This window comes from Limnohabitans sp., assembly GCF_030158565.1.
Lineage (GTDB): Bacteria > Pseudomonadota > Gammaproteobacteria > Burkholderiales > Burkholderiaceae_C > Limnohabitans_A.
Window position 1 is genome coordinate 106237 of sequence record NZ_JAOASQ010000023.1, and the last position, 26987, is coordinate 133223.

Below are 26987 nucleotides of genomic sequence, written 5' to 3' on the forward strand. Positions count from 1 at the left end.
AGGTGCGAGGTCAAGCCTCGAATGCCACGTGTCCACCGACCACTGTTGCGCGCACGCGGCCGGGCAACTCGTAGCCCGAAAACGGTGTGCTCTTGCCTTGGCTGCGCAAAACCTCGCCCGAAACCAGCCAGTGGCCTTCGTCCGACAACACGCACACATCGGCCACACCGCCGACGGCCAACTGGCCCACCGAATCTTGCAAGGTGCCCAGCGACGCACCCAGCACACGGGCCGGCTCGGCCGTGATGCGCGAGAGCACTTGGGGCAAAGGCACGCCCGCGTCTTGACCCCACTTGAGGGCCAGACTCCAGAGCAGTTCCATGCCGGTGGCGCCCGGCTCGGCTTCGGCAAAAGGCAAGGCCTTGGCGTCGGCGTCGACCGGGGTGTGGTCCGACACCAACGCGTCGATCGTGCCGTCGGCCAAGCCTGCACGCAACGCATCCCGGTCGCGCTGCTGGCGCAGCACAGGCGTGAGGCGCGCACGGCTGTCGAAGTAGCCCATGTCGGCATCGGTCAGGTGCAGCGAGTTGATGCTCACATCGGCCGTGACCGGCAGGCCCTCGGCCTTGCCCTGACGCACCAGATCCACGCCCTGGGCGCTGCTGATGCGGCACAGGTGCACGCGGGCGCGGGTGCTGCGCACCAACTCAAAAATCGTGTGCAGGGCAATCGTCTCGGCGGCCACCGACACACCCGACAAACCCATGCGTGTGGCCAACGGGCCACTGGCGGCCACGCCTTTGCCCAGGTGCAGCTCTTGCGGACGCAGCCAGACAGTGAACCCGAAGGTGCTGGCGTATTGCAGGGCGCGTTGAAGCACCTGGGTGCTGGGGATAGGCACCTCGGCCTGGCTGAAGCCCACACAACCTGCGGCCGTGAGCTGCACCATTTCGGTCAGCACATCGCCTTTCAGGCCCACCGTCAATGCGCCCAAAGGCAGCACGCGGGCCTGGTGCAGTTTTTCAGCGCGGTAACGCAGCATCTCGACCAAACCGGGTTCGTCCAGCACCGGGTCTGTGTCGGGCGGGCAGACCAGGCTGGTCACGCCACCGGCCACGGCGGCGGCCATTTCACTCTCGAGCATGCCCGCGTGTTCCTGACCAGGCTCGCGCAGGCGCGAAGCCAGATCCACCAAACCCGGGGCCACGATGCAGCCCTTGGCGTCGATCACGCGCTTGGGTGTGAAGTCCGCAGGCACCTGGCCCATGGCCACGATGCGGCCTGCCGCAATGGCCAAGTCCACTTTTTGGTCAAAGCCGCTGGCGGGGTCGATCACGCGGCCGTTTTGAATCAGGATCTTCATGTTCTTGTCCTTATGCCTCGTTGCCCGCGACGATGCTCATCACCGCCATGCGCACGGCGATGCCGAAGGTCACCTGCGGCAAGATCACGCTTTGCTGGCCATCGACCACCGCCGAGTCAATTTCGACCCCGCGGTTGATCGGGCCGGGGTGCATGACGATGGCGTCGGGCTTGGCCAGTTGGAGTTTTTCAGGCGTGAGGCCAAAGCTCTCGAAGTATTCCTGGCTGGAGGGCAGCAGCGCGCCGCTCATGCGTTCGTTTTGCAAGCGCAGCATGATGACCACGTCGCAGCCCTTGATGCCTTCTTCGAGGTTGTTGAAAACGCGCACGCCCATTTGCGCCATGTCGGCGGGCACCAGGGTTTTAGGGCCGACCACACGCACTTCGGCGCAGCCCAAGGTGGTGAGCGCGTGGATGTCGGAGCGCGCCACCCGCGAATGCAGCACATCGCCCACGATGGCCACGGTGAGGTTTGAAAAATCTTTTTTGTAGTGCCGGATGGTGTACATGTCCAGCAGCGCCTGCGTGGGGTGGGCATGACGCCCGTCACCCGCGTTGACCACGTGCACATGGGGCGCGACGTGCTGCGCGATCAGGTAAGGCGCGCCCGACTCGCTGTGGCGCACCACAAAAATGTCGGCGGCCATGGCGCTCAGGTTGGCGATGGTGTCGAGCAGCGACTCGCCCTTGCTGGCCGACGAGCGGGCGATGTCGAGCGTGTAGACATCGGCCGACAGGCGGGTGGCCGCGATGTCGAAGGTGGTGCGGGTGCGGGTGCTGTTCTCGAAGAACAGGTTGAACACGCTCTTGCCGCGCAAGAGGGGCACCTTTTTGACCTCGCGGTCATTGACGCTGACAAAGCCCTGCGCGGTGTCCAGGATGTGCGTGAGGATGTCCTTGGACAGGCCTTCGGTGGAGAGCAGGTGGATCAGCTCGCCGTTTTTGTTGAGTTGGGGGTTGTTGCGTTTGTAGAGCATCTTGTTCTCACCTCGATCAGGCTTTGTTCTCCACGTCAAAACTGAAAGTGCCCGCTGCATCGCGGGCCAGCGCCAGCGATTGCGTCTCGGGCAGGGCCACGCGGGCCGCGGCAAAGTCGGCCTGCACCGGCAGCTGCCGGCCACCGCGATCGACCAAGACCGCCAGCTGCACGCGCGCGGGGCGGCCGTAGTCAAAAATCTCATTCAACACGGCGCGGAGGGTCCGGCCGGTGTAGAGCACATCGTCGAGCACCAAAATGTCCGCGCCATCGACCTCAAACGGCAAGCTGGTCTGGCCACCGGCCGACAGGCCGCGCTGGGCAAAGTCATCGCGGTGCATGACCGAAGAGACTTGGCCCGCTTCACCGGTCAGGCCTAAGTCGCGCTGCAGGCGCTCGGCCAGCCAGGCACCGCCCGAGGTGATGCCCACCAGGCGCGTGTTGGCTTGGCACAGGCTGCGCACACCGCGCAGCAGTTCCAAATACAAGGCCTCGGCATTCAGGGCGAGTGCGCTCATGGCAGGCTCCTTAAAAATTGGTCAAGAATGATCGCCGCCGCTGCGGCATCGGCATCTTTGGCGCCATAGGAATGGGCTTCGGTGGTGGTGTAACGTTCGTCGACCTCGTACACCGTCAAGCCAAAACGGCCGCGCAACTGGCGACCGAACTTGCGGGCGCGCAAGGTGTTTTCATGCTCACCGCCATCGGGATGGAGGGGCACACCGATCACCAGCGCGTCGGGCTGCCACTCTTTGATGCGCTTGGCGATGTGCGCAAAGCGGGCATCGCCCTCGGCGGCAATGGTGCCTTGCGGTGTGGCCGACTTCATCAAGCGGTTGCCCACGGCCACGCCAGTGCGCTTGAGGCCGTAGTCGAAGGCCAGAAAACTTTGTTGCGATGCCGGGACGGTGACGGGCGTGTCGCTCATGCGTGGCCCGCTTCTGGCGAGAGCATCCAGCTTTTGAGGCCCAACAAGTCCAGGGCGCGGTCGTAGCGCTCGGCCATGGGCACATCAAAGATCACATCGGCCGATGCAGGCACGGTCAGCCAGGTGTTTTCGGCCAGCTCTGATTCGAGCTGCCCTTCACCCCAAGAGGCATAGCCCAACGTGACCAGCACGCGTCGCGGGCCTGCGCCGGAAGACAGGGCTTCGAGCACATCGCGCGAAGTGGTCATCTCCAGGCCCCCGGGCACCGTCAGGGTGGAGGCATAGATCGAGCCGCCATCTTCCTGCGGTTTTTCCATGCGGATCGGGTCGTGCAGCACAAAGCCGCGCTCGGTCTGCACCGGGCCACCGTGCGAGACCGGGTTTTGCATCAGGTCTTCGCGGCGCAAAGGCAAATCCACCTTGTCGAACAGGTGGCGCATGCTGATGTCGGCAGGTTTGTTGATGATCAGGCCCATGGCGCCGCGTGGGCTGTGTTCACACATGTAGATGACGCTGCGGGCAAAAGTCTCGTCCTCCAACCCGGGCATGGCGATCAGGAAATGATGCTTGAGGTCAATGGAGGCACAATCGGTCATGCGCTGATTTTAACGGCCCTGCCCCCGAGGAATGGCCAGCCAGCGCACTTATTGATCCAACCAGGCGGCCTCTCATGGAAACCACATTTTCGAGCGGCTTGGTCTGGCTGCGGCGCGACCTGCGCGTGGCCGACCACGCTGCGCTGTACCACGCGCTCAAACACTGCCAACGGGTGCATGTGGCCTTTGTGTTTGACACCGCCATCCTGGACAAACTGCCCCGCGCGGACCGCCGCGTCGAGTTCATCCGCGAATCGCTGGTGGAGGTCGATGAACAGCTGCGCCAATTGGCCGGGCACCCGCAGGCCGGCCTGATCGTGCGGCACGGCGTGGCACAAGACAAAATCCCCAAACTGGCCCACCACCTGCAGGTGCAAGCGGTGTTTGCCAACCACGACGACGAGCCCGATGCGCTGGCGCGCGACATCCAGGTGCGCGGCCACCTGGCCGACCACGGCATCGTGCTACACACCTACAAAGACCATGTGATTTTCGAGCGCCACGAGGTGCTGACCCAGGTGGGCAAGCCTTTTGCGGTGTTCACCCCCTACAAAAACGCCTGGCTCAAGAAAATCACCCCGTTTGACCTGAAGGCCTACCCGGTCGAGAAATACGCCCAGCACCTGGCCCCGCGCCCGGACAACCTGGCCCAGCCTGTGCCCGCATTGCAGGACATCGACTTTGAAAGCACCAACCTGAAGGCCCTGAAAATCCCGACGGGCGAATCCGGTGGCCAGGCTTTGCTGGCTGACTTTCTGACCCGCATCGACCAGTACGAAGACACGCGCAACTTCCCCGCCGTCAAGGGTCCCAGCTACCTGAGCGTGCACCTGCGCTTTGGCACCGTGTCGATCCGCCAACTGGCCCGCGAGGCGCATGCCCGCATGACGGTGGGCAGCGCCGGTGCGGCGGTGTGGCTGTCAGAGCTGATCTGGCGCGATTTTTATGTGCAGGTGCTGCACAACTTTGGCCATGTGGGGCGCGGCGAAAGCTTCAAGCCCGAATACGACACGATCCAATGGGAACATGGCACGCATGCCCACAAGTTGTTCGACGCTTGGTGCGAAGCCCGCACCGGCTACCCGCTGGTGGACGCGGCCATGCGGCAACTGAACCAGACCGGCTACATGCACAACCGCCTGCGCATGGTGGTGGCGAGTTTTCTGGTCAAGGATTTGGGCATCGACTGGCGCTGGGGCGAAAAGTACTTTGCCACCCACCTGAACGACTTCGATTGGTCGGCCAACAATGGCGGCTGGCAGTGGGCCAGCTCCAGCGGTTGCGATGCGCAGCCCTACTTCCGCATCTTCAACCCGATCAGCCAAAGCGAAAAGTTCGACCCCGAGGGCAAATTCATCCGCCGCTATGTGCCCGAGCTCACACAGCTGCCCACCGCTGCACTGCACGCGCCCTGGTTGGCCAAGCCGCTGGAGTTGCAAACCGCCGAGGTGGTGATCGGCAAGACCTACCCGGCGCCGATCGTGGACCACGCTGAGGCCCGCGAGAAAACGCTGGCACGCTATGCGGTGGTGAAGAAAAAAGCCGCCTGATCAGGCGGCTTGGCTGACTTGATGCTTGTCATGGCGAGGCGCGCAGCGACGTGGCCATCCAGCTGCTGCGCTTGTTCACACACTGGATCGTCACGCTTCGCTCGCGATGACGCTCATCCCTGAGCAATCAGATCGCCACCATCTCGAAATCTTCCTTGCGGGCCGCGCATTCGGGGCAGGTCCAGTTCATGGGCACGTCTTCCCATTTGGTGCCGGGCGCAATGCCGTGCTCGGGGTCGCCCTCGGCTTCGTCGTAGATCCAGCCGCAAATCAGGCACATCCAGGTTTTGTGTTCCATCACAGTGTCGCAATCAGAGAGTCGAATAGAATGAATTGGATTGTATCGGGCCGCGCCGCAGGCCCGGCTGAAGACCTTCTGAAGCCCTCTGCCATTTGCATTCATGACCGATCACAACCCCAAATCTTCTACCCCCGACAACGATGCACCGGATGCCGAAGAATCGGCCGGTCTGGCCTGCATTTTGTCGTTCAACGCCAATGACCCGAGCGGCGCGGGCGGCCTGACCTGTGACGCCACAGCCATGGCCTCGGTCGGGGCACATTGCCTGCCGGTGTGCACCGGCGCCTATGTGCGCGACACCAGCAGCATCACAGACTTTTACCCACTGGACGAAGAGGCCGTTCATGATCAGGCCCGCGCCGTCGCCGAAGACATGCCGGTGCAGGTCATCAAGGTCGGCTTTGTGGGCACCCCTGAAAATCTGGCCACCATTGCCGAACTGGCCGACGACTACGACGGCGTGCCGGTCGTGGCCTACATGCCCAACCTGTCCTGGTGGGAAGACCAGAAGATCGACGCCTATCTGGACGCCTTCCGTGAATTGCTGCTGCCCCAAACCAGCGTGCTGGTGGGCCACCACAGCACTTTGCGCCGCTGGCTGCTGCCCGACTGGACGGGCGAGCGCAACCCCGGCCCACGCGACATTGCCAAAGCGGCCGCCGAGCTGGGCGTGCCCTTCACATTGGTGACCGGCCTGCCCTTGCCTGAACAACACATCGACAACGCGCTGGCCTCGCCCGAGACGGTGATCAGCCACGAGAAGTTCGAGCGCATCGAAGCGGTGTTTGCAGGCGCTGGCGACACGCTGACGGCCGCACTGGCGGCCCTGCTGGCCACCGGCATGGATCTGCCCGAAGCCACCAGCGAAGCGCTGCACTACCTGGACCGTTGCCTGGACGAAGGCTTTCGCCCCGGCATGGGCCAGGTCATTCCGGACCGCCTGTTCTGGGCCTTGCCCGAAGGTGAAGACACCGACGAGGACGAAGAAGATACCGATGCCCACCCCGGCGCGGATTACTTCGAAGTGCCATTCAACGAAACCAAACACTGACATTTGAGAGCCTGCCATGACCGACCGCAACCAAGAACTGTTTGACCGTGCCGCCCAGGTGATCCCCGGTGGTGTGAACTCGCCTGTGCGCGCCTTCCGCGCTGTGGGAGGCACACCCCGCTTTGTGAAGCGCGCCCAAGGCGCTTATTTCTGGGACGCCAACGGCCAAAAATACATCGATTACATCGGCTCTTGGGGCCCGATGATCCTGGGCCACGGCAACCCGGTGGTGCTCGAAGCGGTGCAAAAAGCAGCGCTCGACGGCTTCTCGTTCGGTGCCCCCACCGAGCGCGAGATTGAACTGGCCGAAGAAATCATCAAACACGTGCCCTCCATGGAGATGGTGCGTCTGGTCAGCTCAGGCACCGAAGCGGGCATGAGCGCGCTGCGCCTGGCACGCGGCGCCACAGGCCGCAACAAGTTCATCAAGTTCGAAGGCTGCTACCACGGCCACGCCGATGCGCTGCTGGTCAAAGCCGGCTCGGGCCTGGCCACCTTTGGCAACCCCACCAGCGCGGGTGTGCCGCCCGAGGTGGTGCGTGACACGCTGGTGCTGGAGTACAACAACATCGAGCAACTCGAAGAAGCCTTCAAGCTGCACGGCCAGGAACTGGCCTGCGTGATGATCGAGCCCATCGCGGGCAACATGAACTTTGTGCGCGCTTCCGTGCCCTTCATGAAGCGCTGCCGCGAGCTGTGCACCGAACACGGCGCGCTGTTTGTGTTTGACGAAGTGATGTCTGGATTCCGTGTGGCGCTCGGTTCTGCCCAAAGCGTTTACGCCCAATTGATCCCTGGCTTCAAACCTGACATGACGGTATTGGGCAAGGTCATTGGCGGCGGCATGCCACTGGCGGCCTTTGGTGGTCCGCGCGAAATCATGCGCCAGTTGGCACCCACCGGCCCGGTCTACCAAGCAGGCACCCTGAGTGGCAACCCCGTGGCCACGGCTTGCGGTTTGGCCACGCTGCGTGAGATTGCCAAGCCTGGCTTCTTTGACGCTTTGAGCGCCCGCACCCAAAGTCTGGTCGATGGCCTCAAAGGTGCTGCCGCTGAAGCTGGTGTGCCTTTTGCGGCCGATTGCCAGGGCGGCATGTTTGGTTTCTTCTTGTTGCCTGAGCTGCCGCAAAACTACGCCAAGGTCATGACCAGCGACAGCCCCAAGTTCAACAAATTGTTCCACGGTCTGCTGGACCGTGGTGTGTACATCGCGCCTGCCCTGTACGAAGCCGGTTTTGTGAGCGCGGCGCACACCGACGCTGACATCGCCGAGACCGTGCGTGTGGCCAGCGAGGTGTTCAAAACACTTTGATCCAATGAAAGGGCTGGCCTGCCTGATCTGCGCCGTTTCGACCTTGGGCTCAGCCCGCGCCGAATTGGACGCCAGCCGCCTCTGGCTCAATGCAGGCTTTTATTCCGCCCACTTTGACACCGACAAAGGCCTGCGCAACGCCAACCCAGGCTTGGGCTTTGAATACCGCATCAGCGATGACTGGGGCGCCACAGCGGGACGCTTCATCAACAGCGACGACGCACGCTCAGGCTACGTCGGGGCCTATTACCAGCCCTGGCGCTGGGGCACCATGAAGCTGGGCGTGGTCGCAGGGGCCTTCAACGGCTACCCCAAGGCATTCAACGGCGGCTGGTTCCCTGCGGTCATCCCGGCAGCCAGCATCGAAAGCGGTCAATGGGGCCTGAACGTGGCGCTGGTGCCACCGCTCAAAGACCGGCTCTACGGCGCCCTGAGCTTTCAGCTGAAGTTTCGTTTTCAGGACTGAATGTCTTTGGCGAGTTCCGCTCAAGTTTGAGCCGACATGGGCACAAAACTGGCACGGGCCTCACCATCCAGTTGCGTGGTGAGTGTTTGCAGCAAAGCCATGAATTGCGCACGCTCGGCCGCATTGAAAGGACTCAGGAGCATGTCGTGCGCTTTTTGAACCGGCTCGTTCGCTTCCTGCAGCAAGCGCCGACCTGCGGCGGTCAAGCTCACGGACATCTGCCGACGGTTTTCTGATGAGATCGTGCGCTGGCAAAAACCCCGCTCTTCCAGACCCTTGAGGACCCTGAGCACCGTCACTTTGTCAAAAGCCAGAGCACGGGCCAAACTGGACTGGTCAATGCCTGCTTGTTCCTGAATGATGCACAACACCCCATATTGAGCGGGCGTGAGCGCAAGCTCAGCACAAGCACGCTCAAAGATCGAGGCCGATATTTGGTGCGCCCTGCGCAACAAAAAACCCGGACGTTGGTAAATGGTTTGTATGGGCATAGGGCAGGGATTCCCTGAATAAGCAGACGCGTTTGGATGGTGAATAATTGTTTGCATACTAACGCAAGGAGATCCCACGATGCCCTCATCTCGACGACACCTGTCCGCGCTTTTGGCCTCAGCCCTGGTGCTTTGCGCTTTGGCCCCCATCGCCTGGGCTCAAACCAACACAGGCACCGCACCACTGAAGTTGATCGTGCCCTTCACACCGGGCACAGGCATCGATCTGATTGCACGCACACTGGGGCCCAAACTGTCACAACGCCTGAACCGGCCAGTCGTGGTTGAAAACCGTGTCGGCGCATCCGGCAACATCGGCACCGAAGCCGTGGTGCGGGCCGCACCGGACGGTGCCACCTTGCTCGTGAGTGTCAACACTTTGGTGATGAACCGTGCGCTTTATCCCGGCATGAGTTTTGATCCTGTCAAAGACCTGGTACCTGTCTCGCAAACCAGCTGGGGACAGCTGCTGCTGGTCACCCATCCGAAGTCGAACTACAAAACGGCCACTGAACTGGTAGAAGCCGCCCGCAAGCAACCAGGCCGCATCAATTACGCCTCGCCCGGTGTGGGGACACCGCACCATTTGTCGATGGAGCTTTTCAAGAGCACGGCAGGTGTGTTTCTGACCCACATTCCTTATCGAGGCACTGGCCCTGCGGTGACGGACTTGCTTGGGGGTCAAGTGGATGCCATGTTCTTGCCCATCCATGTGGCCTTGACGCACATCCGATCTGGGCGCCTGGTGGCACTGGGCATTGGCAGCGACAAACGCCACCCCCTGCTGCCCGAACTGCCGACCCTGGCCGAAGCCAAGGCGGGCGATGTGAATGTGGGCATGTGGTTTGGCGTCTTTGCGCCCAAGGGCACGCCAGCCGACATCGTCAACCTCTACAACAGCGAAATCAACCAGTTGCTCGGCAGCGAGGATGTGAAGAAAGCCTTTGTATCGCAAGGCATGGACCCCAGTGGCAGCACGGTCCAGGCTTTTGCACAACTGGTTGAGCGCGATGCCGAGCGTTGGGCCCGCGTGATCAAAGCCCAGGGCATCAAAGCCGATTGAGCCTGAAGTACCCAAGGACCTGGTGTCAACCCGCAGGGTTCATCAAATCCACATGCATCGGGTCGTAGGGGTACAACCAATTGTTTCGTGAAGCGGCGATGTTGCGGTCCTTGAAGGCTTGCTTCATCTGCTGCGCATCGGCGATGTGGTACAGGTCACCCATCTCGGTGGACTCCCTGACCACGCGTGCGGCACGCGGGGCCCGGTGGTTCTGAAACACCTGCAGGGCTTGCGCCAAGTGCATGTTCAGCTGCAAGGCGCGGCTGAGCACGGCGGCATCTTCGATGGCCATGGCTGCGCCCTGGGCCATGTAGGGCAAGGTGGGGTGCACCGCATCGCCCAGCAAAGCCACACGGTCGGTGCACCAATTCATGACGGGCTGACGGTTGTTCAGCGCCCAGCGGAAACACTGGTCGCGGTCTGCGTTTTCAATGGCGGCACGCACAATCGGGTGCCAGCCTGCGTAATCCTGGTCCAGCTCCTCCCAGGGCTTGCGCGAGGTCCAGGACTCTTCCTCCCAAGGCCGCTCCACACAGCCCACGAAGTTCAACACCTGCCCCGAGCGCATGTAATACATGACTGCGTGGTTTTTGGGACCGCACCAAATGGATGAAACCATGGCGGGACGCAAGTCTGGCGCAATCCGCTCAATCGGGATGGCCAAGCGCCAGGCCACCTGCCCAGTGAACACGGGCGGCTCGGTGTCCACCACATGTTTGCGCACGACCGACTTGATGCCGTCCGAGCCGATGAGCAACTCCGCACGCGCGTGCCGACCGTCTTCAAAGAACACCTCGGCACCTTGACCGTCCTCTTGCACGCGGGCTGCGCGGTAGCCCAGCTGCAAAGCCTGTGGGTCAAGCTGGTGCACCACATCCATCAAGGCCGCATGCAAATCGACCCGATGCACTTGGTAGTAAGGGTGCCCATGTCGCGCCTCATGGTCCTGCCCCAGTTTGATCTCGTGCAGCAGCTCGCCCGTGTCAAATCGGCGGAACTCGAACGCGGTCGGCTTGACCGCCACCGACTCCAGCCGCTCTTTGAGCCCCAAGTGGTACAACACCTTCACGGCGTTGGCGCTCATTTGCACCGCGGCACCCACCTCGCTGACCTGCCCGGCTTGCTCATAGATGCGCACACGGTGTCCGTCACGCAGCAAACAAGCGGCCGCTGTCAAACCGCCAATTCCGGCTCCGACGAGTGCAATGTCCATGGGTTGACCCTCAAAAAATCAATGGTTAGCATGCTACCATAGAAGCCCATCGAAAGAAGCGCCCAGGCAAACCGGCGATAATCCGCCCCTGCATTCACGTCCGGACCGGGCGCTTGCCTCCCCCATTTAGGACGACCGATGAAAAAGAACTTCCCCTTGCAAGCCGAAGGCAAGCACCCCGACCGCGTGCTCGAAGCCGTCAAGCACGAGATCCGCAAATACTTCAAGCGCGAACGCAACCGCGCTGTGCCCAAAGGCGCTGACTTCTGGGACTTCGATTGCAAAGTGGGCCTGACCGAAGACACCGCCGAAGTGGTGCGCGTGAGTGCGGTGATCGAAGCCGTTGACGCTGCTGCCAAGTCGGGCGCCGCTTCGGTGTATGTGGAGATTTTGAGCAAGCACGGCGTGCGGGTGATCAAGGCACGGGACACGGGTTCTGATCAAGAGCCCTCGGAAATCTGAGGGTGTTCGCTAACGCACCTGAAGACGGTCATTGGCCCTCTTGAGGTCATCCCGGGCTTGACCCGGGATCCATCGAAGGCATAGACACTTGGATCCCGGGTCAAGCCCGGGATGACCCAAGGCAGAAAAAGCGCTTGCCCACTCGGACCGCTGTTCAGTTCGGCCGATGACCCAAAGCGGCTGCCCGCAACTTGTCTTTCTTGCTCGGGCGCTTGCCCTTGATGCCGCCATTGCCTTGCGGTGCCGGCGGTTCATCCACCGGCTCAAAGCCCGGCACCTGCTCCAGAATCAATTCAAGGCTTTCCCGTTTGCAAATCAGCTGCCAGTGCGCTTGCGCCTCAGCGGTCACAAAGCTCACCGCATCACCATGCGCCCCGGCGCGGCCTGTGCGGCCGATGCGGTGGGTGTAGTCGGTGGCCGAGCGTGGCAGGTCGTAGTTGACCACCACGGGCAGCATGGCGATGTCGATGCCGCGTGAGGCCAGGTCGGTGGTGACCACCACATCCCAGCGCCCAGCCTTGAATTCAGCCAGCGTATCTTGCCTTGCGCCCTGGCTCATCTCGCCATGGAACGGCGTGGCGTAGATGCCCGCCTTGTAGAGCTTGTTCGCCACATGTTCGCAGGCGTAACGCGTGGCGACAAAGACCAGCACCTGCTTCCAACCGTTTTCGGCAATCAGGTGGCGCAGCAAAGCGGTGCGTGATTTTTCGTCCACCGCGATGGCGCGCTGGGTGATGTCGGGCTTGTGACCTTCAAAGGCCTCCACCGTGATGCGCACGGGCTCATGCAACAAATTGGTCGCCAGCGCTTCGACCTCGGGGGCGAAGGTGGCGGAGAACAACAAGGTCTGGCGCTTGGCAGGCAGCAAGGCCAGCACGCGCTGGAGCTCGTCGGCAAAGCCCAAGTCCAGCAAGCGGTCGGCCTCGTCCAGCACCAAGTGCTGCACATTGGCCAAGTGCACCGCATTGTGGTCGACCAGATCGAGCAGTCGGCCGGGCGTGGCCACCACGATATCGGCACCACCGCGCAAGCCCATCATTTGTGGGTTGATCGAGACACCGCCATAGACCACCGCCACCTTGAGCCCCGGCTGGTAAGCTAGGTGGGTGAGGATGTCACCGACCTGCACGGCCAGCTCGCGCGTGGGCACCAGCACCAAGGTGCGGATGGGACGGCGGAAGTTGGTTTGGCGTGGTTGCAGCAGGTGCTGCTGCACCAAAGGCAAAGCAAAAGCCAGCGTCTTGCCCGAGCCGGTGGGCGCAGTGGCCCACACGTCGGCCGACTTCAGGACCGCCGGAATCGCCTCGGCCTGTATGGGGGTGGGGGCAAACAAGCCCATGTCACCCACGGCACGCAAGAGCGTGGGGGTCAAGCCGAGTTGGTCAAAGTTCAAAATGGTCCGATCAATAACGCGGATCAATGGCGGAAGTGACGCACACCCGTGAACACCATCGCCACGCCGCGCTCGTTGGCGGCGTCGATGACTTCTTGGTCGCGCATGGAGCCACCGGGCTGGGCCACGCAGGTGGCGCCTGCGTCCACCACCACGTCGAGGCCGTCGCGGAAGGGGAAGAAGGCGTCGCTGGCGACCACGGTGTTTTGCAGGCTCAACTTGGCGGCTTCGGCCTTGATGCTGGCGATGCGGGCGGAGTCAAGGCGGCTCATTTGGCCAGCACCCACGCCCATGGTCATGCCGTTTTTGCAGAACACGATGGCGTTGGACTTGACGAACTTGGCCACTTTCCACGCGAACAGCAGGTCGTTCAGCTCTTCAGGCGTGGGTTGTTTGACGGTGACGATCTTCAAGTCGGCCAGCGCCAACTCGTGGTTGTCGGCGCTTTGCAGCAAGAGGCCTGAGCCCACGCGCTTGGTCTCCAAGGCGTTGCGCACATGGCCGTAGTTAGCGGGCAAGACGATTTTCATCAAGCGCACATTCACTTTGCTCTTGAACACTTCCAGCGCTTCAGCGCTGAAGTCAGGGGCCATCAGCACTTCGACAAACTGCTTGCTCACCGCTTCGGCAGCTGCTTTGTCAACAGGGCGGTTGAAGGCGATGATGCCGCCAAACGCGCTGGTGGGGTCGGTTTGGAAAGCCTTGCTGTAGGCCTCAAACGGGTTTGCACCCACGGCTACGCCGCAGGGGTTGGCGTGTTTGACGATCACACAGGCTGAGGTGTCAAAGCTCTTCACACATTCCCAAGCCGCATCCGCATCGGCGATGTTGTTGTAGCTGAGTTCTTTGCCTTGTAACTGCACGCCAGTGGCGAGCGAGCCAGCAGCGGGTGCGAGGTCGCGGTACCAGGCGGCTTGCTGGTGGCTGTTTTCGCCGTAGCGCAGGTCTTGCACTTTGACGTACTGCTCGTTGAACTGGCCGCTGAATTGGGCGCGCTCGGGCACGTATTCTTCGCTCAGTTTTTCTGCTTCAAAGTTCACGCTCGAGAGGTAGTTGCTGATCGCGCCGTCGTATTGGCTGATGCGGTTGAACGCGGCCACGGACAAAGCAAAACGCAGCTTGTCGCTGAGTTTGCCGCTGGCTTTGAGTTCGGCCATCACGGCGGCGTATTGGCTGGCGTCGGTGACGATGCCCACGTCTTTCCAGTTCTTGGCGGCAGAGCGCACCATGGCGGGGCCGCCGATGTCGATGTTCTCGATCGCGTCAGCCAGTGTGCAACCGGGCTTGGCCACGGTGGCTTCAAACGGATACAGGTTGACGATGAGCAAATCAATCGTGTCGATGTTGTGTGCCTTCAAAGCAGCCATGTGCTCGGGCGTGTCGCGACGCGCCAGCAGGCCGCCGTGCACTTTGGGGTGCAAGGTTTTCACACGGCCATCGAGCATTTCGGGGAAGCCTGTGACTTCGGCCACTTCGGTCACGGGCAAGCCTTGTTCGGCCAAGAGCTTGGCGGTGCCGCCCGTGGAGATCAGGCCCACGCCCAGGGCGTGCAGTGCTTTGGCCAGGTCGACGATGCCGGTTTTGTCAGAGACGGAGATGAGGGCTCTCATGGGGACTTTCTTCAAAATTTAAAAGGTATGCGGTAGGTGGCCGAGGTACAGGGTTTCGGCCTAGGGTGTGCAGCGGCTGGGCATGCGCTCAGCCTGAATTCATTTGAGGAGATCGTGCTCCAGCAATTTTTTGCGCAGGGTGTTGCGGTTCAGGCCCAGCCATTCGGCGGCACGCGACTGGTTCTGGCCCGACTGGGCCATCACCACATCCAGCAAGGGCTTTTCGACCAGCTTGACCAACATGTCATACAGACCAGCAGGGTCGGTGCCGTCCAGGTCGCGGAAATAGGTTTCCAGGTTGCCCCGGATGCAGTGTTCAATCGATTGTGGTTCGCTCATTCCAATGTCTCCAAAACCGGCTGCGCTGCCATGACGGGCAAGCGGTCCATCTGGCGGGCCAGGCCATCCAGAAAGTTCGCCACCGCGTCCAGCTGCTGCTGTGCCGTTTCGAGGGTGTTCATGTGTTCTCTGAAATCGTCGCCACCGGGCAGTGACCGGACATACCAGCCAATGTGTTTGCGCGCCGAGCGCACGCCGGTGTATTCGCCGTACAGGCTGTAGTGGTCTTGCAGGTGCTCCAGCAGGGCGCGGCGCACCTCGGCCACCAGGGGCGGTGCCAGGTGTTCGCCCGTGGCCAAGAAGTGGCCGATCTCGCGAAAGATCCAGGGGCTGCCTTGCGCGGCGCGCCCGACCATCACGGCATCAGCCCCGGTGAACTTCAGCACATCGCGGGCTTTTTCGGGTGAATCGATGTCGCCATTGGCGACCACCGGGATCTTGAGAGCGGCCTTGACGGCGGCCACGGTGTCGTATTCGGCCAAGCCTTTGTAGCCCTGCTCACGGGTGCGGCCATGCACGGTGACCATCTGCACCCCGGCGCTTTCGGCGGCGCGGGCCAGGCTCAGGGCGTTTTTTTCAGCGTCGCACCAGCCGGTGCGCATTTTCAAAGTGACGGGCACGCCGTGCGGCAAGGCGGCTTGCACCACGGCAGCAATGATCTCCAGCGCCAGCGGCTCGTCCTGCATCAGGGCCGAACCCGCCCATTTGTTGCAGACCTTCTTGGCCGGGCAGCCCATGTTGATGTCGATGATCTGCGCGCCCCGGTCGATGTTGTAGCGCGTCGCGTCGGCCATCATCTGCGCTTCGGTGCCGGCGATTTGCACCGCAATCGGGCCGGGCTCACCCTCGTGGTTGGCGCGGCGCGAGGTTTTGAGCGACTTCCACAGGTCGGGCCGGGAAGTGACCATCTCGCTCACCGCATAGCCCGCCCCAAACTGCCTGCACAGCTGGCGAAACGGCCTGTCCGTCACCCCGGCCATGGGGGCGACAAACAAGTTGTTCGGCAATAGGTAAGGACCAATCTGCATGACTGGGAGTGGGCTCGAAGGGGGTTTGCTTAAAAAGGAGGCACGATTGTAATTGCTTAATATTTCAGCAAATGAAAGCTGTGTGTGTTAAGCAAAAACACCTGTCCCAGAACGAGGCGGAAGAACTCAAAAACGGCTCGAGGGCTCCGCCACTTGCGGCTGACGCAGCCACCGCGCCATCAACTCCAGAATCTGTCTGCGCATGAAGGGCTTGGTCAGGTAATCGTCCATGCCTGCAGCCAGGCAATTGGCTTTGTCGTCGGCCAAGGCATTGGCCGTCAACGCCAAGATGGGTTTGCGCACCGCGCCCAGCGCCACTTCTCTGGCACGGATGGCCTTGGTCGCCGCGATGCCGTCCATCTGGGGCATCTGCACGTCCATCAAGATGATGTCGTAGGGCTCGGACGCGCTCAGATCAACGGCCTCTTGGCCATTGTGGGCCTGCAGGATCCGGCAACCCGCCGCCTTGAGCATGGTGACCAAGATTTCACGGTTCACATCGTTGTCCTCAGCGATCAGGACGGTGCAATCGAGCGACAAGGGTATTTGCGCAGCCAGCGTGTTTTGCTCGACCGGCATGTCCTTGAGCCGTGGGCCACAGACTTCAAACCAGAAACACGAGCCTTGCCCAAGCTGGCTGCTGAAGCCCACCTGCCCCCCCATGAGTTCAGCCAGTTGGCGCGAAATGACCAAGCCCAGACCACTGCCACCATAACGCCGGGCCATGGAAATGTCCGCTTGAGAAAACGCACTGAACAGGCGTTGTGCCTCGTCTTCGCTGATGCCGATGCCGGTGTCCTGCACAGTGCAGCGCACCCGGATTTGGCCGTCAGCCTGGCTGGTGTGCGTCAATCTCACCGTGACTTGCCCTTGATCGGTGAATTTGACAGCATTCGAGATGAGGTTACTGATGATTTGAGTGAAGCGATGTGGATCACCCAAAATCATCAAGGCAGCGCCATCGCCCGGAGGCTGAAAGACCAGCTTGAGCCCTTTGTCTTGGGCATGCGGTTCAAACAAGGCAGTGACCTGCCTGGCCGCCAACTCGGGCGCATAGGGCACTTTTTCCAGGTGCAGCATGCCCGCTTCGATTTTCGAAAAATCGAGGATGTCGTTGATCAGGTACAAAAGCGTTGACGAGGACGAGCTGATCATGCTGATCAGTTTTTTCTGCTGCTCGGTTGGATCGGTAGAACCGAGCAACTCCGACACGCCGATCAAGCCATTGAGTGGCGTACGGATCTCGTGGCTCATGTTGGCCAAAAATTGGCTCTTGGCGCGGTTGGCGGCATCGGCATGCTCCTTGGCCAGCAGCAACTCGGCCGTTCGGGCTTGCACCTCGGACTCCAGCTCCTGGCTGTATTGCCCCAGGGCTTTGTCCTTGTGCTCGATCTGGTCGAGCATGGTGTTGAAGCCCGCCACCAGCTCACCGATCTCATCCTGGCTTTGGACTTGGGCACGTTGGCTGTAATCGTGCACACGGGTGATGCGACCCATCACATCGGCCAGATCCAGAACGGGCTGGATGATCACCGCAATCCAGCGCCCCAGGAAGTGGCGCACCAAGGTGTAGGCCAACCACATGGCCACCACGGCCACCAGCAAAGTGATGGCGATGTCCCACCAGAAATTGTCCAGCCGGGTCCGCACCACCACCACACCAATCTGGTCGCCATCTTGCACGATGGGCAAGCGGATCGTGTAACGGCTGAACGTGAGCAAAGAAGTGCGCTCGCCTTTGATCAACTCAACCGGGACAGGTTCAAGCCGCCAAGCGCCATCCTTGGCTACAGGGTAATGCGCAAAAGGTGTTGAGCGGGAGGGGTCGACATAGATGTCCACCATCTCCACGTTCTTGATGTGCCGGAAAATCTCCAGCTGCTTTTGCGCACCGGCATGGTCATCAAAACGAACGGCTGCAGCATTGCTCTCGGCGGCCAGCTCGGCCAAACTTTTGGCGGCCGCTTGCGTGGCTTGCAAGGTTTGGCTGGCCTGCCAAAGCAATGTGACCGCAAAAAACAGCGGCAATACACACCAAATCCCCAGCGCCAAGATGTGGTTGAGCTTCTGCCGCATGGGCAGACGCAAAAGTCTCTCTCGACGCCAAAAATTCATGCGTAATACTGTACGAAATTTTTTACCGGATCACGGCCCTGGCCAATTTCAGCATTTGACTGCTGGCTTTGATGTTGGATTTTTGCAAGTTCAGCAAGTTCACGTCGAACTCCACACGGTCATCACTGAAAATCAGTGACAAGTGTGCCCCCAAGTCCATGGCCTGGCGAGCATCACTGACCAATAAAACTTGGGAATTGCCCAGTTGGCGCGCGGCAGCAGACAAAAGACGTGCGTCGCTCTCACCGATAAAAGCCATGGCGCAATCCTTGATCTGGTCCATGGGTACATCCTTGCGAACCAGGATTTCCCGGCCCTGCGCCATGCGGCGGTTCAAACTGAGCATGGCCCCATTGAGGTCATCTTTGCCCATCACACAAAGGCGGATGGCCTTGTCATCGGTGCCCGACATTTCCACAAACTTGGCGAAGTTATACACATACGCTGCCTTGATGCGGTCGGCCGTTTGCATATCAGGTTGAGCGCTCACGGTCAGCGCGAAAGTACCGATCAGGCCGCAAAGACTGCGCGCCAGAAAGCGTACGGCTGTCAACAAGAATTGAAGGTGCATGTTCATGGTCATGTCCTTCAAAAACGTGTCACAGCTTGAACCAACGCACTGCGCTGCACGTCATAGGTGCGCGTCGTGGGCAAGATGCTCATGAATTCCGTGTGGCGATCCTTGAGCAAATTGCGCCCCGATATCGACAACTCGGTGTTGCGATTGACTTGCCAGGCCAAGCGCATGTCCAGCCCGGTGTAGGGCGCAATCCGCACTTGCTCGAGTGAGTTGATCGTGTAGAAAGCCGTTTCCGATTGGTATCGCAATCGAACATCGAGATTCAGGTCATGCGCCAGACTGAAATTGTTGTTCAGCGAGATTTGGTGTCGAGGTGAGCCATTTTCATGTGCGATCTTCTGGTAATCACCCAAGTCGTCTCCGGTGGTGGTTCCTTTGATCCGCAAATGGCTGTAAGCAGATTGCAGCTTCCACCAAGAATAAGGGTGCCACTCCAGAGACACTTCACCGCCCCAAGAACGGACTTTGTCCAAATTGGTGTTGTAGCCCGACAGGGTGAAGTAACAAGCGCTTGGTCTGGATTGGTCATAGCATGCGATGGCTTGCTGTACATCCAAAGGCGAGATGGGATTGGCCGCCATGCGGCCACCGCGCAGGTTGCTGTAATCGGTCAGGAACAGCGATGAATCGATGCTCAAGAAATTGGAAAATTGTTTTCGCCAGCCTGCCTCCAGACTGATGGCCTTTTCCGCGTGCACTGACGCATTGGCCAGTGGCGAGACCTGCGTCAATGCCGTCAGCATGTTGGCCGGCAAGTTCAGTCCTGTGATCGCATTCAGATTGGCTGCATCTTGCGCGCTGATGTCGATCGTCGACATGCTTTCCGTGCGCCTTGGCGAGCGAACTGATCGCGACAAAGCACCCCAATAAGCTTCATTCTGGCTTGGCGTGTAAAGCACACGTGCATTGGGTTGCACATTGAAGCCGGTCAAGCCGTCTTTCTCGAATTTGGAGCCCAGGATCAACTTGAAGCGTTCAGGCACCAGCGTGATTTCATCGTGAACGAATGCGCTGTAACTGACCCGCTGGTCTTTGCCATAGCTCAGGTAATAAGGTGATGCCGGCAAGATCAGTTCATCGCGGGTATGCCGCAAATTCAGGCCCCAGATGAAGTCATGAGACTCATACAGCTTGCGCTGCTGAAAATCAACATCGAAATCGGTTTTGACACCGCCCATGGACATGAGCGCAGGCACCAGGCCCAGTGGCATGGTCGATGAACTGGCCCCCGACCCCCAGACCCCTTTGTGCATGGTGCTTTCGTGGTCGAGAGAAGCTTGCAGCACATTCTCGGCGCCATCGGCGGTCTTCCAGTTGTAGCGGCCTTGCAGTGAGCCGCCCTGGTCATTGGCAGACAGGAGTGCATCCCTGGAGTACGGCGTTGCTGCATCACTGAAACCCAATACCGATGGGGTCACCCAGCCTTCTTTGGATCGGTGCTGATACAGCTCAGCTTTGATGCTGAGTTGGCCGCTTTCGACTTGCGGCTCTAACTTCAGACCCACCCGCTGCTGACTCGACCCGTCTGGAGAGACCAAGCCGGAATTTCGCTCCAGTGCGCCCCCCATCAAGCCGACCTTGCCATAAACCTTGTAATGACCACCTTGCTCCAGCACACCGGCATAACGCAAAGAAGTCGATGCCAAGTCACCTGTGCCTAAGGTCGCGCTGAGCAATCCGCCCTGACTGGACGCAGCCGAGCGCGTGACGATGTTGATCACGCCATTCATGGCATTGGTGCCCCACAGGGCCGCTCCAGGGCCGCGGATGACCTCAATGCGCTCGATGTCTTCCATGACGATGTCTTGTGTTTCCCACAAGACACCCGAAAACAGTGGCGAATAAACGCTGCGCCCATCGACTTGGACCAGCAACTTGCCCGAGAAACGTTCGTTGAATCCCCGTGAACTGACCGCCCAACTGCCGCGACTGATCTGCGCCACATTGAGCCCAGGCACCTGACGCAAGGCCTCGGGAATGGACTGCGCCCCCGAACGGCGAATTTCCTCCGCCGAAATGACATACGCGGCAGCGGCCATATCGGCCACACGCTGCTCTTTTCTGGACATCGACATCAGGCGGTAATCCACCAGCTCTTCAAGCGACATGTCCAGAAACTCGTTGCTCGCCGCCGAGGCAACTGTGGCCTGAACAGCCAACGACAGAAGTGACCATCGCCAGAATGGCGTGCCACTTTTCCTTTTTTGAATCATCAACAGCTCCCTGCGGGGTTTTGGGCCTGACCCATATCAATCATTAGATTTTACATTTGTAGATTTTTAAGTGCATAAAGGAATCTAAAAACTGATCAATTCAACAAATTTAATTCATCACAACTTTGCAATGTTCAGAGTCATCCGTGGCCGATGCTGCAAGCAGCAAGGACCGCTACACTGGCCCGCATGGAACTTTGGCTCACTCAACTCCTGCAATGGCTGGCGCTGCCTGAATTCGGTCTGAGCACCGTGTTTGTCGTATCTTTCATCTCAGCCACGCTGCTGCCGATGGGGTCTGAGCCTGCGGTCTTTGGGCTGATCAAGCTCAACCCCGACTTGTTCTGGTCGGCCATCGCCGTGGCCACTGTCGGTAACACCTTGGGCGGCATGTTCAGTTGGTGGATGGGCTGGGGCTCGCGCAAGGTGTCCAAACGCTGGAGCAACTCGGCTCAGCATGTCAGGGCGCTGGCGTGGCTGGAAAAATTGGGGCCCAAGGCCTGCCTGCTGTCTTGGCTGCCCGGGGTGGGCGATCCCTTGTGTGCGGTGGCTGGCTGGCTGCAGATGCCTTTGTGGCCCTGCACGCTGTACATGGCCATTGGCAAATTCGCGCGTTACTTAACGATGACCGCGGGCCTGCTCTGGGTGTTTCCTGGTTAAAGCCAAAACCCACTTCATCAGTCGGATTTCTATTGACCCGCATGGCGACAATGCAAATAATGGTCAAACGTTTCAATATTGAAACGTTGTTTTACTAAAGAAACAAATGAGCGTTCTCGGTATTGACGAAATCACCTTCGGGGCCCAAGACGTTGGCCGTTGCAAGCAATTCTTTCTGGACTGGGGCTTATCCCTGGTCGAAGAAACGCCTGCACGCCTTGTCTTTGCTTCACTCAATGGCTGCCGCGTGATCGTGGCGCACTCTGATACACCCGGCCTGCCGCCTGGGGTCGAGGCCGACCCGACCTTGCGCGAAGTCGTTTGGGGCGTAGCCTCCGAAGAAGACATGGTGCGCTATGCAGCAGCCTTGCAAACACAACCAGGCTTTGTGCAGCAAGACCAGCGCATCGGTTGTACGGACCCCAGCGGTTTGGCCGTGCGGCTACAAATCAGTCAGAAAAAGACGCTGGACCTCGATTGCGCTCAACTCAACACCTGGTCAGCCCGCCCCCGCGTCAACCAGCCCAGCCAAGCCTATGACCGCGCCCAACCCATTGAAGTTGGGCATGTGGTGTTCTTCGTCAAAGAGCTCGAAAAGGTGTCGCAGTTTTACCAAACCCTCTTGGGCTTTGTCGTGTCAGACAAGTACCCCGATCGCGGTCACTTTCTGCGTTGCGCTGCACGTGGCGGTCACCACGACCTTTTCCTTCTTCAACTGCCTGAGGCGCGCAATGGCTTGAACCATGTGGCCTTCACGGTGCGCGATGTGCACGAAGTCTTTGGTGGCGGCTTGCACATGTCGCGCTGTGGCTGGGACACCGAACTGGGCCCTGGACGGCACCCGATTTCTTCTGCCATCTTCTGGTACTTCGTGAGCCCCGCTGGAGCCTTGGTCGAGTACTACACCGACGAGGACGAGCTGACCGAAGACTGGCAGCCGCGCGAATTCACGCCAGGGCCGACGGTGTTTGCCGAATGGGCCATCAAAGGCGGTATCGATGGACAAACACGACGCCAAAAAGATGCAGACGCACCCAGTGGACGCTTCATGACCGACAAACCCAAGGCCTGAACAGCGCCGCCTTCAATTCAGCCAACCGGAGTTTCTTGCATGTCACACCACCCTGCTGCCCTTTACAACGACACACACCAGGCCCGCTCTAAGGCCCCCACCAGCTATGAGAGCTTGCTGGGCGACGCCATCGAGCGCGCTTTTGGCAGCGGCATTCATGACCTGGACGCGCTGGTGCAGTACCTGAACACCGCAGGCCCTTCGGGCCCAAACGGCCAAGCCTGGACAGCCGAAACCTATCAGCAAGAGATGGCCCGCCTGGCCGCCGCCTGAAGCAAAACCGAAGGAAGATCATGAACGCCCAAGTCATCAACGTTCAGCTGGACCCCGTCGACGCCGCGCTTGAAGTGGGTTTGAAAGACCTGTGGTTTCCGGTGTGCCCCTCCGGCTTTGTCAAAGAAAACCCGATTTCCCTGCGCCGACTGGGCTACAAAATCGTGCTGTGGCGCGATGCCACAGGTCAAGTCCACGCGCTGGAAGACCATTGCCCGCACCGGGGTGCTCCGCTGTCGCTGGGCGTCATCCTGGGTGACCGCATCGCCTGTCCGTACCACGGTGTGGAAGTGCGCCACGACGGCACCGTGATGCGCGTGCCCGGCAGCCCGGGTTGCAAGCTCGAAGGCTCACGCCCCACCCGCAGTTTCCACACCGCAGAATCGAATGGCGCGATCTTCTTGTACAACGCCAGCAACCCGGCACTCGACGAAGCGCCACCGCTGCGCCTGCCCGAACAACTGACCTCGCCCGAGTGGTCGTCTTTCCTGTGCTACACCGAATGGGGTGGCGACTACCGCTATGTGATCGACAACGTGATGGACCCCATGCACGGGGCCTACCTGCACAAGCAGTCGCACACCATGGCCGAAGGCGACATGACCGCCGAGTTCCAGATCCGTGAACTCGACAACGGCTTCATCTTCGAAAAGAAGCACCAGCGCGATGTGAACTTTGACTGGACCGAATGGCTGGACACCGGCATCCACCTGATGCGGCTGGAAATCCCCTACCCCAAGACCGGCGGGCCTGGCGGCAACTTCACCATCATCGGCAGCTACACCCCGATCACCAACCGCGTCGCAGGGGTCTTCCACTGGCGCTGCCGCAAGGTGGACGGTTGGCAACGCGACACCTGGCGCTTCCTTTACAAAAACCGCCTGGAGCAGCGCCACTGGAACGTGTTGGAGCAAGACCGCGTGGCCGTCGAAAACATGGAGCCCGACGCCAACAAGCGCGAGCACCTCTATGCCCACGACATGGGCATCGTGCGACTGCGCCGCCACCTGCGCAAACTGGCCACTGAACAACTGGCCCCAAACGCCGCCTGACATGAGCACCTTGAAGGTATGGGTCCACACCCTGCGTCACCAAGCGCAAGACATCATCAGCGTCGAGCTTCGCCCCATGCCGGGTGAAACCTTGCCTGCATTCGAGGCCGGCGCCCACATTGACCTGCATCTGCCCGGCGGCCTGGTGCGCAGCTACTCTTTGGCCAATGACAGCAGCGAACACCACCGGTACCTGCTGGGCGTGCTGAAAGACAAAACCAGCCGGGGCGGTTCGCGCGCCGTCCACGAACAATTGCGCGTGGGCATGGCGCTCACCATCGGTGCCCCGCGCAACCATTTCCCTTTGCATGAAGAGGCCACGCATTCGGTGCTGATCGCAGGCGGCATCGGCATCACCCCCATCCTGAGCATGGCCCGGCGCTTGCAAGCACTGGGTCGTTCTTTTGAGGTGATCTATCTGGCGCGTTCGCGCTCAGCGGCCGCTTTCACCGAAGACCTGCATGCGCTGAACTGCGCCATGCACTGGCACTTTGACGACGAAGCCGGGGGACCCGCCGACTTGCATGCTTTGCTGCAAGCTCGGGGTGGGCAAAGCGACACCCACTTTTATGCCTGCGGCCCGGCTGTGATGCTGGATGCATTTGAAAAAATCTGTGCCGAGTTGGGCCACGACCACGCCCACATCGAACGCTTTGCGGCGGTTGAAATCAAAGCCGCCACCGATGCCCGCAGCGTCTTCACCGTGGAGCTGCGCCGAAGCGGCAAGACCTTTGACGTCACCCCCGACACCACACTGCACCAACAGCTGATCGCCACCAAAGCCAATGTGCCCTTCAGCTGCGAAGAAGGCATTTGCGGCTCTTGCGAAACGCGGGTGCTCGAAGGCACGCCCGATCACCGTGACATGGTGCTGAGTTCAGCCGAACACGCATCCAACCAAGTCATGATGGTCTGCGTGTCGGGCTGCAAGAGCGAACGGCTGGTGCTCGACCTCTGAAGCGCCAGCGTCAAGCTTGCAGTGGCACAGCCCAGGCGTCGTAGCCATACACGCCATCGGCATTGCCTTGGGTCTTCAGCCACTGGTTGCCGCGTGAGCCGATCTGGATTTCAGCGGTACGCGCTTGGCGTGCTGCGGCATAGCGCTGCAACGCCGCTGCCACATCGCTCACTTGCTGGACCTGCGACAGGCAACGCGCCACGACCACGCCGTCTTCGATGGCCATGCCGGCACCTTGCGCCATGAAAGGCAGCATCGGGTGGCAGGCATCGCCCAGCAAACTCACACGCCCCACCGACCATTGCGGCAACGGCTCGCGCTCGTACAAGGCACTTTTCAGCACGCTCTCACAGGCATCCAGCAAAGCACGGGCATCGGGGTGGTAGTCGCGGTAGAAACTGCGCAGCTCGTTCACATCGCCCGGACTGGTCCAGGATTCTTCGTGCCAGGAGTCCTGTCCGGTGGTGGCAAAGATGAAGGTGTCACGCCCCCGGTTCAGCGGAAAGGTCACGATCTGGCTTTGCGGGTTGGGGCCCCACCACTTGGTGAAGGCTTCAATCTCGGGCACTTGGCGCACCTTGTCGGTGGGCACCACGGCACGAAACGACACCACACCGGTAAAGCGTGGCTGCTCTTCGCCAAACAAAGCCGTGCGCACTTTGGAGTGGATGCCGTCAGCCCCCAGTACCACATCGTGCAGGACTTGCTGGCCATCCTCGAACGACAAACTCACGCCCGTATCGCTTTGGGTCAGGGTGCGCAGGCGTTTGGAAAACAGCACGCTCTCGGCTGGCACGGCGTTGGCCATGGCCGCCAGCACGTCCGCCCGGTGAATGGTCAGCTGCGGCGCGCCATAGCGCTGCTCGGCCGTGTCGCCCATGGGCAGACGAGAAGTCTCCAGCCCCGTGTCCCAGTCGCGGCTGATGCGAAAGGTGGGCCGCGCCCCACTGGCGCGAATGCCTTGTGCCACCGCCTCACCCAAGCCGTCGAGCGCACGCACTGCATTGGGCGTGAGGTTGATGTCGGCCCCCACGCGCATGAACTGCGCGGCCTGCTCGTAAACGGTGACCGTGTGGCCCTGTGCGCGCAAGGCGATGGCCGCGGTCAAACCGCCAATGCCTGCGCCCACGATGGCGATGTTCAAAGAAAGCGTCATGTGCCAAGTCCTGAAAACGAATGAAAAGAAAACCTCGCTGAGCGCTCAGAAGACGCCCGGGAACGAGCCACCGTCAAGCAAAATATTCTGGCCATTGATGTAACCGGCGTGCACGCTGCACAGGTACGCGCAGGTGTTGCCCAATTCATCGGGTTGACCAAAACGGTGTGCCGGATGCTTGGCCAAGCGTGCTGCAATGGCTTGCTCAGTGCTGATGCCCTGGCGTGCTGCCTGCGCTGCAAAATTGCCCGCCAGTCGGGCGGTGTCAAACGTGCCGGGCAAAAGGTTGTTGATGGTCACGCCTTGGGCCACCGTGGTGCGTGCCAGGCCCGCCACAAAACCGGTGAGCCCGCTGCGCGCACCATTGGACAGGCCCAAGCCATCGACAGGCGACTTGACGGCGCTCGAGGTGATGTTGACGATGCGCCCAAAACCGCGCGCCATCATGCCGTCCACCGTGGCCTTGATCAGCGCAATGGGGGCCAACATGTTGGCGTCCAGCGCCCGCACCCAGGTGTCTCGGTCCCACTGCCGGAAATCGCCCGGTGGCGGCCCACCGGCATTGGTGACCACGATGTCAAAGTCTTGATGCGTCGCAAAAATGCGTGCACGGCCTTCGTCGCTCGTCACATCGGCGGCCACACACTGCACCGCACCACCGCCCCAGCCGCGCAAACGCTCAGCCGCGGCCAGCAAGGGGGCCTCGGTGCGCGCCACGATCAGCACATCCACGCCTTCACGCACCAGTGCCTGCGCACAGGCATAGCCCAGCCCAGCGCTGGCACCGCAGACCAAAGCTTTTTTCCCGGCAATACCCAAGTCCATGA

At 60.7% G+C, this 26987-nt stretch carries 28 protein-coding genes; 11 read left to right on the plus strand and 17 right to left on the minus strand.

Annotated elements, in window-relative coordinates; all coding sequences use genetic code 11:
• Positions 1-10: 10 nt before the first annotated feature.
• Genes Q1W40_RS04240 through Q1W40_RS04260 form a run of 5 tightly spaced genes read right to left on the minus strand, consistent with a single transcriptional unit; the run spans position 11 to position 3802 of the window.
• The gene (locus Q1W40_RS04240; RefSeq protein ID WP_300709202.1) at positions 11-1303 is read right to left on the minus strand and encodes a dihydroorotase; all 1293 of its coding nucleotides are present in this window, start codon (positions 1301-1303) and stop codon (positions 11-13) included.
• A gap of 10 nt (positions 1304-1313) precedes the next feature.
• Entirely contained in the window at positions 1314-2279 is a 966-nt protein-coding gene (locus tag Q1W40_RS04245) for an aspartate carbamoyltransferase catalytic subunit (protein WP_283224451.1), read from the minus strand.
• Between the two features lie 16 nt (positions 2280-2295).
• A complete protein-coding gene (gene pyrR, locus Q1W40_RS04250; protein WP_300709207.1) occupies positions 2296-2796 on the minus strand; it encodes a bifunctional pyr operon transcriptional regulator/uracil phosphoribosyltransferase PyrR in 501 nt (166 codons plus the stop codon).
• A complete protein-coding gene (gene ruvX / locus Q1W40_RS04255) occupies positions 2793-3206 on the minus strand; it encodes a Holliday junction resolvase RuvX (protein WP_300709210.1) in 414 nt (137 codons plus the stop codon). Before ruvX ends, pyrR begins: the two co-directional genes overlap by 4 nt.
• Positions 3203-3802, minus strand: a complete 600-nt coding sequence (locus Q1W40_RS04260) for a YqgE/AlgH family protein (RefSeq protein WP_300709212.1) — start codon at positions 3800-3802, stop codon at positions 3203-3205. The genes ruvX and Q1W40_RS04260 overlap by 4 nt, the downstream gene beginning before the upstream one ends.
• Positions 3803-3876: 74 nt before the next feature.
• Between Q1W40_RS04260 and Q1W40_RS04265 the strand changes: the two genes are divergently transcribed.
• A complete protein-coding gene (locus tag Q1W40_RS04265) occupies positions 3877-5352 on the plus strand; it encodes a deoxyribodipyrimidine photo-lyase (protein ID WP_300709214.1) in 1476 nt (491 codons plus the stop codon).
• A gap of 127 nt (positions 5353-5479) precedes the next feature.
• Here the strand turns inward: Q1W40_RS04265 and Q1W40_RS04270 are convergent, their stop codons facing one another.
• Positions 5480-5650, minus strand: a complete 171-nt coding sequence (locus tag Q1W40_RS04270) for a rubredoxin (protein WP_019427587.1) — start codon at positions 5648-5650, stop codon at positions 5480-5482.
• A gap of 103 nt (positions 5651-5753) precedes the next feature.
• On the opposite strand from Q1W40_RS04270, the gene Q1W40_RS04275 reads away from it, so the two are divergent.
• The 3 genes from Q1W40_RS04275 to Q1W40_RS04285 are packed head-to-tail and all read left to right on the plus strand — an operon-like array spanning position 5754 to position 8482.
• Complete coding sequence (locus Q1W40_RS04275; RefSeq protein WP_300709217.1) at positions 5754-6704, plus strand: bifunctional hydroxymethylpyrimidine kinase/phosphomethylpyrimidine kinase; 951 nt, start codon at positions 5754-5756, stop codon at positions 6702-6704.
• A gap of 16 nt (positions 6705-6720) precedes the next feature.
• Positions 6721-8016, plus strand: a complete 1296-nt coding sequence (gene hemL / locus Q1W40_RS04280; protein WP_300709219.1) for a glutamate-1-semialdehyde 2,1-aminomutase — start codon at positions 6721-6723, stop codon at positions 8014-8016.
• A 4-nt stretch (positions 8017-8020) separates the two neighbouring features.
• The gene (locus Q1W40_RS04285) at positions 8021-8482 is read left to right on the plus strand and encodes a hypothetical protein (protein ID WP_300709221.1); all 462 of its coding nucleotides are present in this window, start codon (positions 8021-8023) and stop codon (positions 8480-8482) included.
• A 20-nt stretch (positions 8483-8502) separates the two neighbouring features.
• Here the strand turns inward: Q1W40_RS04285 and Q1W40_RS04290 are convergent, their stop codons facing one another.
• Complete coding sequence (locus Q1W40_RS04290; protein ID WP_300709223.1) at positions 8503-8973, minus strand: MarR family transcriptional regulator; 471 nt, start codon at positions 8971-8973, stop codon at positions 8503-8505.
• 79 nt (positions 8974-9052) lie between these two features.
• Here Q1W40_RS04290 and Q1W40_RS04295 point away from each other — a divergent pair, with 79 nt between their 5' ends.
• Positions 9053-10036 (plus strand): tripartite tricarboxylate transporter substrate binding protein, encoded by a 984-nt coding sequence (locus Q1W40_RS04295; protein ID WP_300709225.1) that lies wholly within the window; start codon positions 9053-9055, stop codon positions 10034-10036.
• Positions 10037-10061: 25 nt separating this feature from the next.
• Here the strand turns inward: Q1W40_RS04295 and Q1W40_RS04300 are convergent, their stop codons facing one another.
• Positions 10062-11249, minus strand: a complete 1188-nt coding sequence (locus tag Q1W40_RS04300) for an FAD-dependent monooxygenase (RefSeq protein ID WP_300709230.1) — start codon at positions 11247-11249, stop codon at positions 10062-10064.
• Positions 11250-11387: 138 nt separating this feature from the next.
• On the opposite strand from Q1W40_RS04300, the gene Q1W40_RS04305 reads away from it, so the two are divergent.
• Positions 11388-11711, plus strand: coding sequence for a DUF6172 family protein (locus Q1W40_RS04305; RefSeq protein WP_300709232.1), 324 nt, complete (start codon positions 11388-11390; stop codon positions 11709-11711).
• Positions 11712-11865: 154 nt separating this feature from the next.
• Here the strand turns inward: Q1W40_RS04305 and Q1W40_RS04310 are convergent, their stop codons facing one another.
• From Q1W40_RS04310 to Q1W40_RS04340, 7 genes are all read right to left on the minus strand, one after another.
• Entirely contained in the window at positions 11866-13104 is a 1239-nt protein-coding gene (locus Q1W40_RS04310; protein WP_300709234.1) for a DEAD/DEAH box helicase, read from the minus strand.
• A 23-nt stretch (positions 13105-13127) separates the two neighbouring features.
• Positions 13128-14714 carry a bifunctional phosphoribosylaminoimidazolecarboxamide formyltransferase/IMP cyclohydrolase gene (gene purH, locus Q1W40_RS04315; protein ID WP_300709236.1) on the minus strand — a complete coding sequence of 529 codons (1587 nt, stop codon included), beginning with the start codon at positions 14712-14714 and terminating at the stop codon, positions 13128-13130.
• A gap of 99 nt (positions 14715-14813) precedes the next feature.
• Positions 14814-15053, minus strand: a complete 240-nt coding sequence (locus Q1W40_RS04320) for a Fis family transcriptional regulator (RefSeq protein ID WP_108324319.1) — start codon at positions 15051-15053, stop codon at positions 14814-14816.
• A complete protein-coding gene (gene dusB / locus Q1W40_RS04325) occupies positions 15050-16081 on the minus strand; it encodes a tRNA dihydrouridine synthase DusB (RefSeq protein ID WP_300709238.1) in 1032 nt (343 codons plus the stop codon). The genes Q1W40_RS04320 and dusB overlap by 4 nt, the downstream gene beginning before the upstream one ends.
• A gap of 126 nt (positions 16082-16207) precedes the next feature.
• Positions 16208-18196 carry an ATP-binding protein gene (locus tag Q1W40_RS04330; RefSeq protein WP_300709240.1) on the minus strand — a complete coding sequence of 663 codons (1989 nt, stop codon included), beginning with the start codon at positions 18194-18196 and terminating at the stop codon, positions 16208-16210.
• A gap of 22 nt (positions 18197-18218) precedes the next feature.
• On the minus strand, positions 18219-18773 hold the full coding sequence (locus tag Q1W40_RS04335; RefSeq protein ID WP_300709242.1) for a YfiR family protein: 555 nt from the start codon (positions 18771-18773) through the stop codon (positions 18219-18221).
• Positions 18774-18784: 11 nt separating this feature from the next.
• Positions 18785-20884 carry a TonB-dependent receptor gene (locus tag Q1W40_RS04340; RefSeq protein WP_300709244.1) on the minus strand — a complete coding sequence of 700 codons (2100 nt, stop codon included), beginning with the start codon at positions 20882-20884 and terminating at the stop codon, positions 18785-18787.
• 294 nt (positions 20885-21178) lie between these two features.
• Here Q1W40_RS04340 and Q1W40_RS04345 point away from each other — a divergent pair, with 294 nt between their 5' ends.
• From Q1W40_RS04345 to Q1W40_RS04365, 5 genes are all read left to right on the plus strand, one after another.
• Positions 21179-21649, plus strand: a complete 471-nt coding sequence (locus Q1W40_RS04345) for a YqaA family protein (RefSeq protein ID WP_300709246.1) — start codon at positions 21179-21181, stop codon at positions 21647-21649.
• 106 nt (positions 21650-21755) lie between these two features.
• On the plus strand, positions 21756-22721 hold the full coding sequence (locus Q1W40_RS04350) for a VOC family protein (RefSeq protein ID WP_300709247.1): 966 nt from the start codon (positions 21756-21758) through the stop codon (positions 22719-22721).
• A 39-nt stretch (positions 22722-22760) separates the two neighbouring features.
• Positions 22761-22994: a recombinase-like helix-turn-helix domain-containing protein gene (locus Q1W40_RS04355; protein ID WP_300709249.1), complete on the plus strand. Its 234-nt coding sequence runs from the start codon at positions 22761-22763 to the stop codon at positions 22992-22994.
• Positions 22995-23014: 20 nt separating this feature from the next.
• Positions 23015-24046 carry an aromatic ring-hydroxylating dioxygenase subunit alpha gene (locus Q1W40_RS04360; RefSeq protein WP_300709251.1) on the plus strand — a complete coding sequence of 344 codons (1032 nt, stop codon included), beginning with the start codon at positions 23015-23017 and terminating at the stop codon, positions 24044-24046.
• A 1-nt stretch (position 24047) separates the two neighbouring features.
• Positions 24048-25004 carry a PDR/VanB family oxidoreductase gene (locus Q1W40_RS04365; protein ID WP_300709253.1) on the plus strand — a complete coding sequence of 319 codons (957 nt, stop codon included), beginning with the start codon at positions 24048-24050 and terminating at the stop codon, positions 25002-25004.
• Positions 25005-25014: 10 nt separating this feature from the next.
• Here Q1W40_RS04365 and Q1W40_RS04370 read toward each other — a convergent pair whose 3' ends face one another.
• Positions 25015-26160: an FAD-dependent monooxygenase gene (locus Q1W40_RS04370; RefSeq protein ID WP_300709255.1), complete on the minus strand. Its 1146-nt coding sequence runs from the start codon at positions 26158-26160 to the stop codon at positions 25015-25017.
• A gap of 45 nt (positions 26161-26205) precedes the next feature.
• Positions 26206-26985: an SDR family oxidoreductase gene (locus Q1W40_RS04375; protein ID WP_300709257.1), complete on the minus strand. Its 780-nt coding sequence runs from the start codon at positions 26983-26985 to the stop codon at positions 26206-26208.
• Positions 26986-26987 lie beyond the last annotated feature (2 nt).

Excerpts from the sequence above, each read along its gene's own strand:
- Q1W40_RS04240 (WP_300709202.1), bottom strand. The coding sequence starts at position 1,303 with ATGAAGATCCTGATTCAAAACGGCCGCGTGATCGACCCCGCCAGCGGC.
- Q1W40_RS04245 (WP_283224451.1), bottom strand. The coding sequence starts at position 2,279 with ATGCTCTACAAACGCAACAACCCCCAACTCAACAAAAACGGCGAGCTG.
- pyrR (WP_300709207.1), bottom strand. The coding sequence starts at position 2,796 with ATGAGCGCACTCGCCCTGAATGCCGAGGCCTTGTATTTGGAACTGCTG.
- ruvX (WP_300709210.1), bottom strand. The coding sequence starts at position 3,206 with ATGAGCGACACGCCCGTCACCGTCCCGGCATCGCAACAAAGTTTTCTG.
- Q1W40_RS04260 (WP_300709212.1), bottom strand. The coding sequence starts at position 3,802 with ATGACCGATTGTGCCTCCATTGACCTCAAGCATCATTTCCTGATCGCC.
- Q1W40_RS04265 (WP_300709214.1), top strand. The coding sequence starts at position 3,877 with ATGGAAACCACATTTTCGAGCGGCTTGGTCTGGCTGCGGCGCGACCTG.
- Q1W40_RS04270 (WP_019427587.1), bottom strand. The coding sequence starts at position 5,650 with ATGGAACACAAAACCTGGATGTGCCTGATTTGCGGCTGGATCTACGAC.
- Q1W40_RS04275 (WP_300709217.1), top strand. The coding sequence starts at position 5,754 with ATGACCGATCACAACCCCAAATCTTCTACCCCCGACAACGATGCACCG.
- hemL (WP_300709219.1), top strand. The coding sequence starts at position 6,721 with ATGACCGACCGCAACCAAGAACTGTTTGACCGTGCCGCCCAGGTGATC.
- Q1W40_RS04285 (WP_300709221.1), top strand. The coding sequence starts at position 8,021 with ATGAAAGGGCTGGCCTGCCTGATCTGCGCCGTTTCGACCTTGGGCTCA.
- Q1W40_RS04290 (WP_300709223.1), bottom strand. The coding sequence starts at position 8,973 with ATGCCCATACAAACCATTTACCAACGTCCGGGTTTTTTGTTGCGCAGG.
- Q1W40_RS04295 (WP_300709225.1), top strand. The coding sequence starts at position 9,053 with ATGCCCTCATCTCGACGACACCTGTCCGCGCTTTTGGCCTCAGCCCTG.
- Q1W40_RS04300 (WP_300709230.1), bottom strand. The coding sequence starts at position 11,249 with ATGGACATTGCACTCGTCGGAGCCGGAATTGGCGGTTTGACAGCGGCC.
- Q1W40_RS04305 (WP_300709232.1), top strand. The coding sequence starts at position 11,388 with ATGAAAAAGAACTTCCCCTTGCAAGCCGAAGGCAAGCACCCCGACCGC.
- purH (WP_300709236.1), bottom strand. The coding sequence starts at position 14,714 with ATGAGAGCCCTCATCTCCGTCTCTGACAAAACCGGCATCGTCGACCTG.
- Q1W40_RS04320 (WP_108324319.1), bottom strand. The coding sequence starts at position 15,053 with ATGAGCGAACCACAATCGATTGAACACTGCATCCGGGGCAACCTGGAA.
- dusB (WP_300709238.1), bottom strand. The coding sequence starts at position 16,081 with ATGCAGATTGGTCCTTACCTATTGCCGAACAACTTGTTTGTCGCCCCC.
- Q1W40_RS04330 (WP_300709240.1), bottom strand. The coding sequence starts at position 18,196 with ATGAATTTTTGGCGTCGAGAGAGACTTTTGCGTCTGCCCATGCGGCAG.
- Q1W40_RS04335 (WP_300709242.1), bottom strand. The coding sequence starts at position 18,773 with ATGAACATGCACCTTCAATTCTTGTTGACAGCCGTACGCTTTCTGGCG.
- Q1W40_RS04340 (WP_300709244.1), bottom strand. The coding sequence starts at position 20,884 with ATGTCGCTTGAAGAGCTGGTGGATTACCGCCTGATGTCGATGTCCAGA.
- Q1W40_RS04345 (WP_300709246.1), top strand. The coding sequence starts at position 21,179 with ATGGAACTTTGGCTCACTCAACTCCTGCAATGGCTGGCGCTGCCTGAA.
- Q1W40_RS04350 (WP_300709247.1), top strand. The coding sequence starts at position 21,756 with ATGAGCGTTCTCGGTATTGACGAAATCACCTTCGGGGCCCAAGACGTT.
- Q1W40_RS04355 (WP_300709249.1), top strand. The coding sequence starts at position 22,761 with ATGTCACACCACCCTGCTGCCCTTTACAACGACACACACCAGGCCCGC.
- Q1W40_RS04360 (WP_300709251.1), top strand. The coding sequence starts at position 23,015 with ATGAACGCCCAAGTCATCAACGTTCAGCTGGACCCCGTCGACGCCGCG.
- Q1W40_RS04365 (WP_300709253.1), top strand. The coding sequence starts at position 24,048 with ATGAGCACCTTGAAGGTATGGGTCCACACCCTGCGTCACCAAGCGCAA.
- Q1W40_RS04370 (WP_300709255.1), bottom strand. The coding sequence starts at position 26,160 with ATGACGCTTTCTTTGAACATCGCCATCGTGGGCGCAGGCATTGGCGGT.
- Q1W40_RS04375 (WP_300709257.1), bottom strand. The coding sequence starts at position 26,985 with ATGGACTTGGGTATTGCCGGGAAAAAAGCTTTGGTCTGCGGTGCCAGC.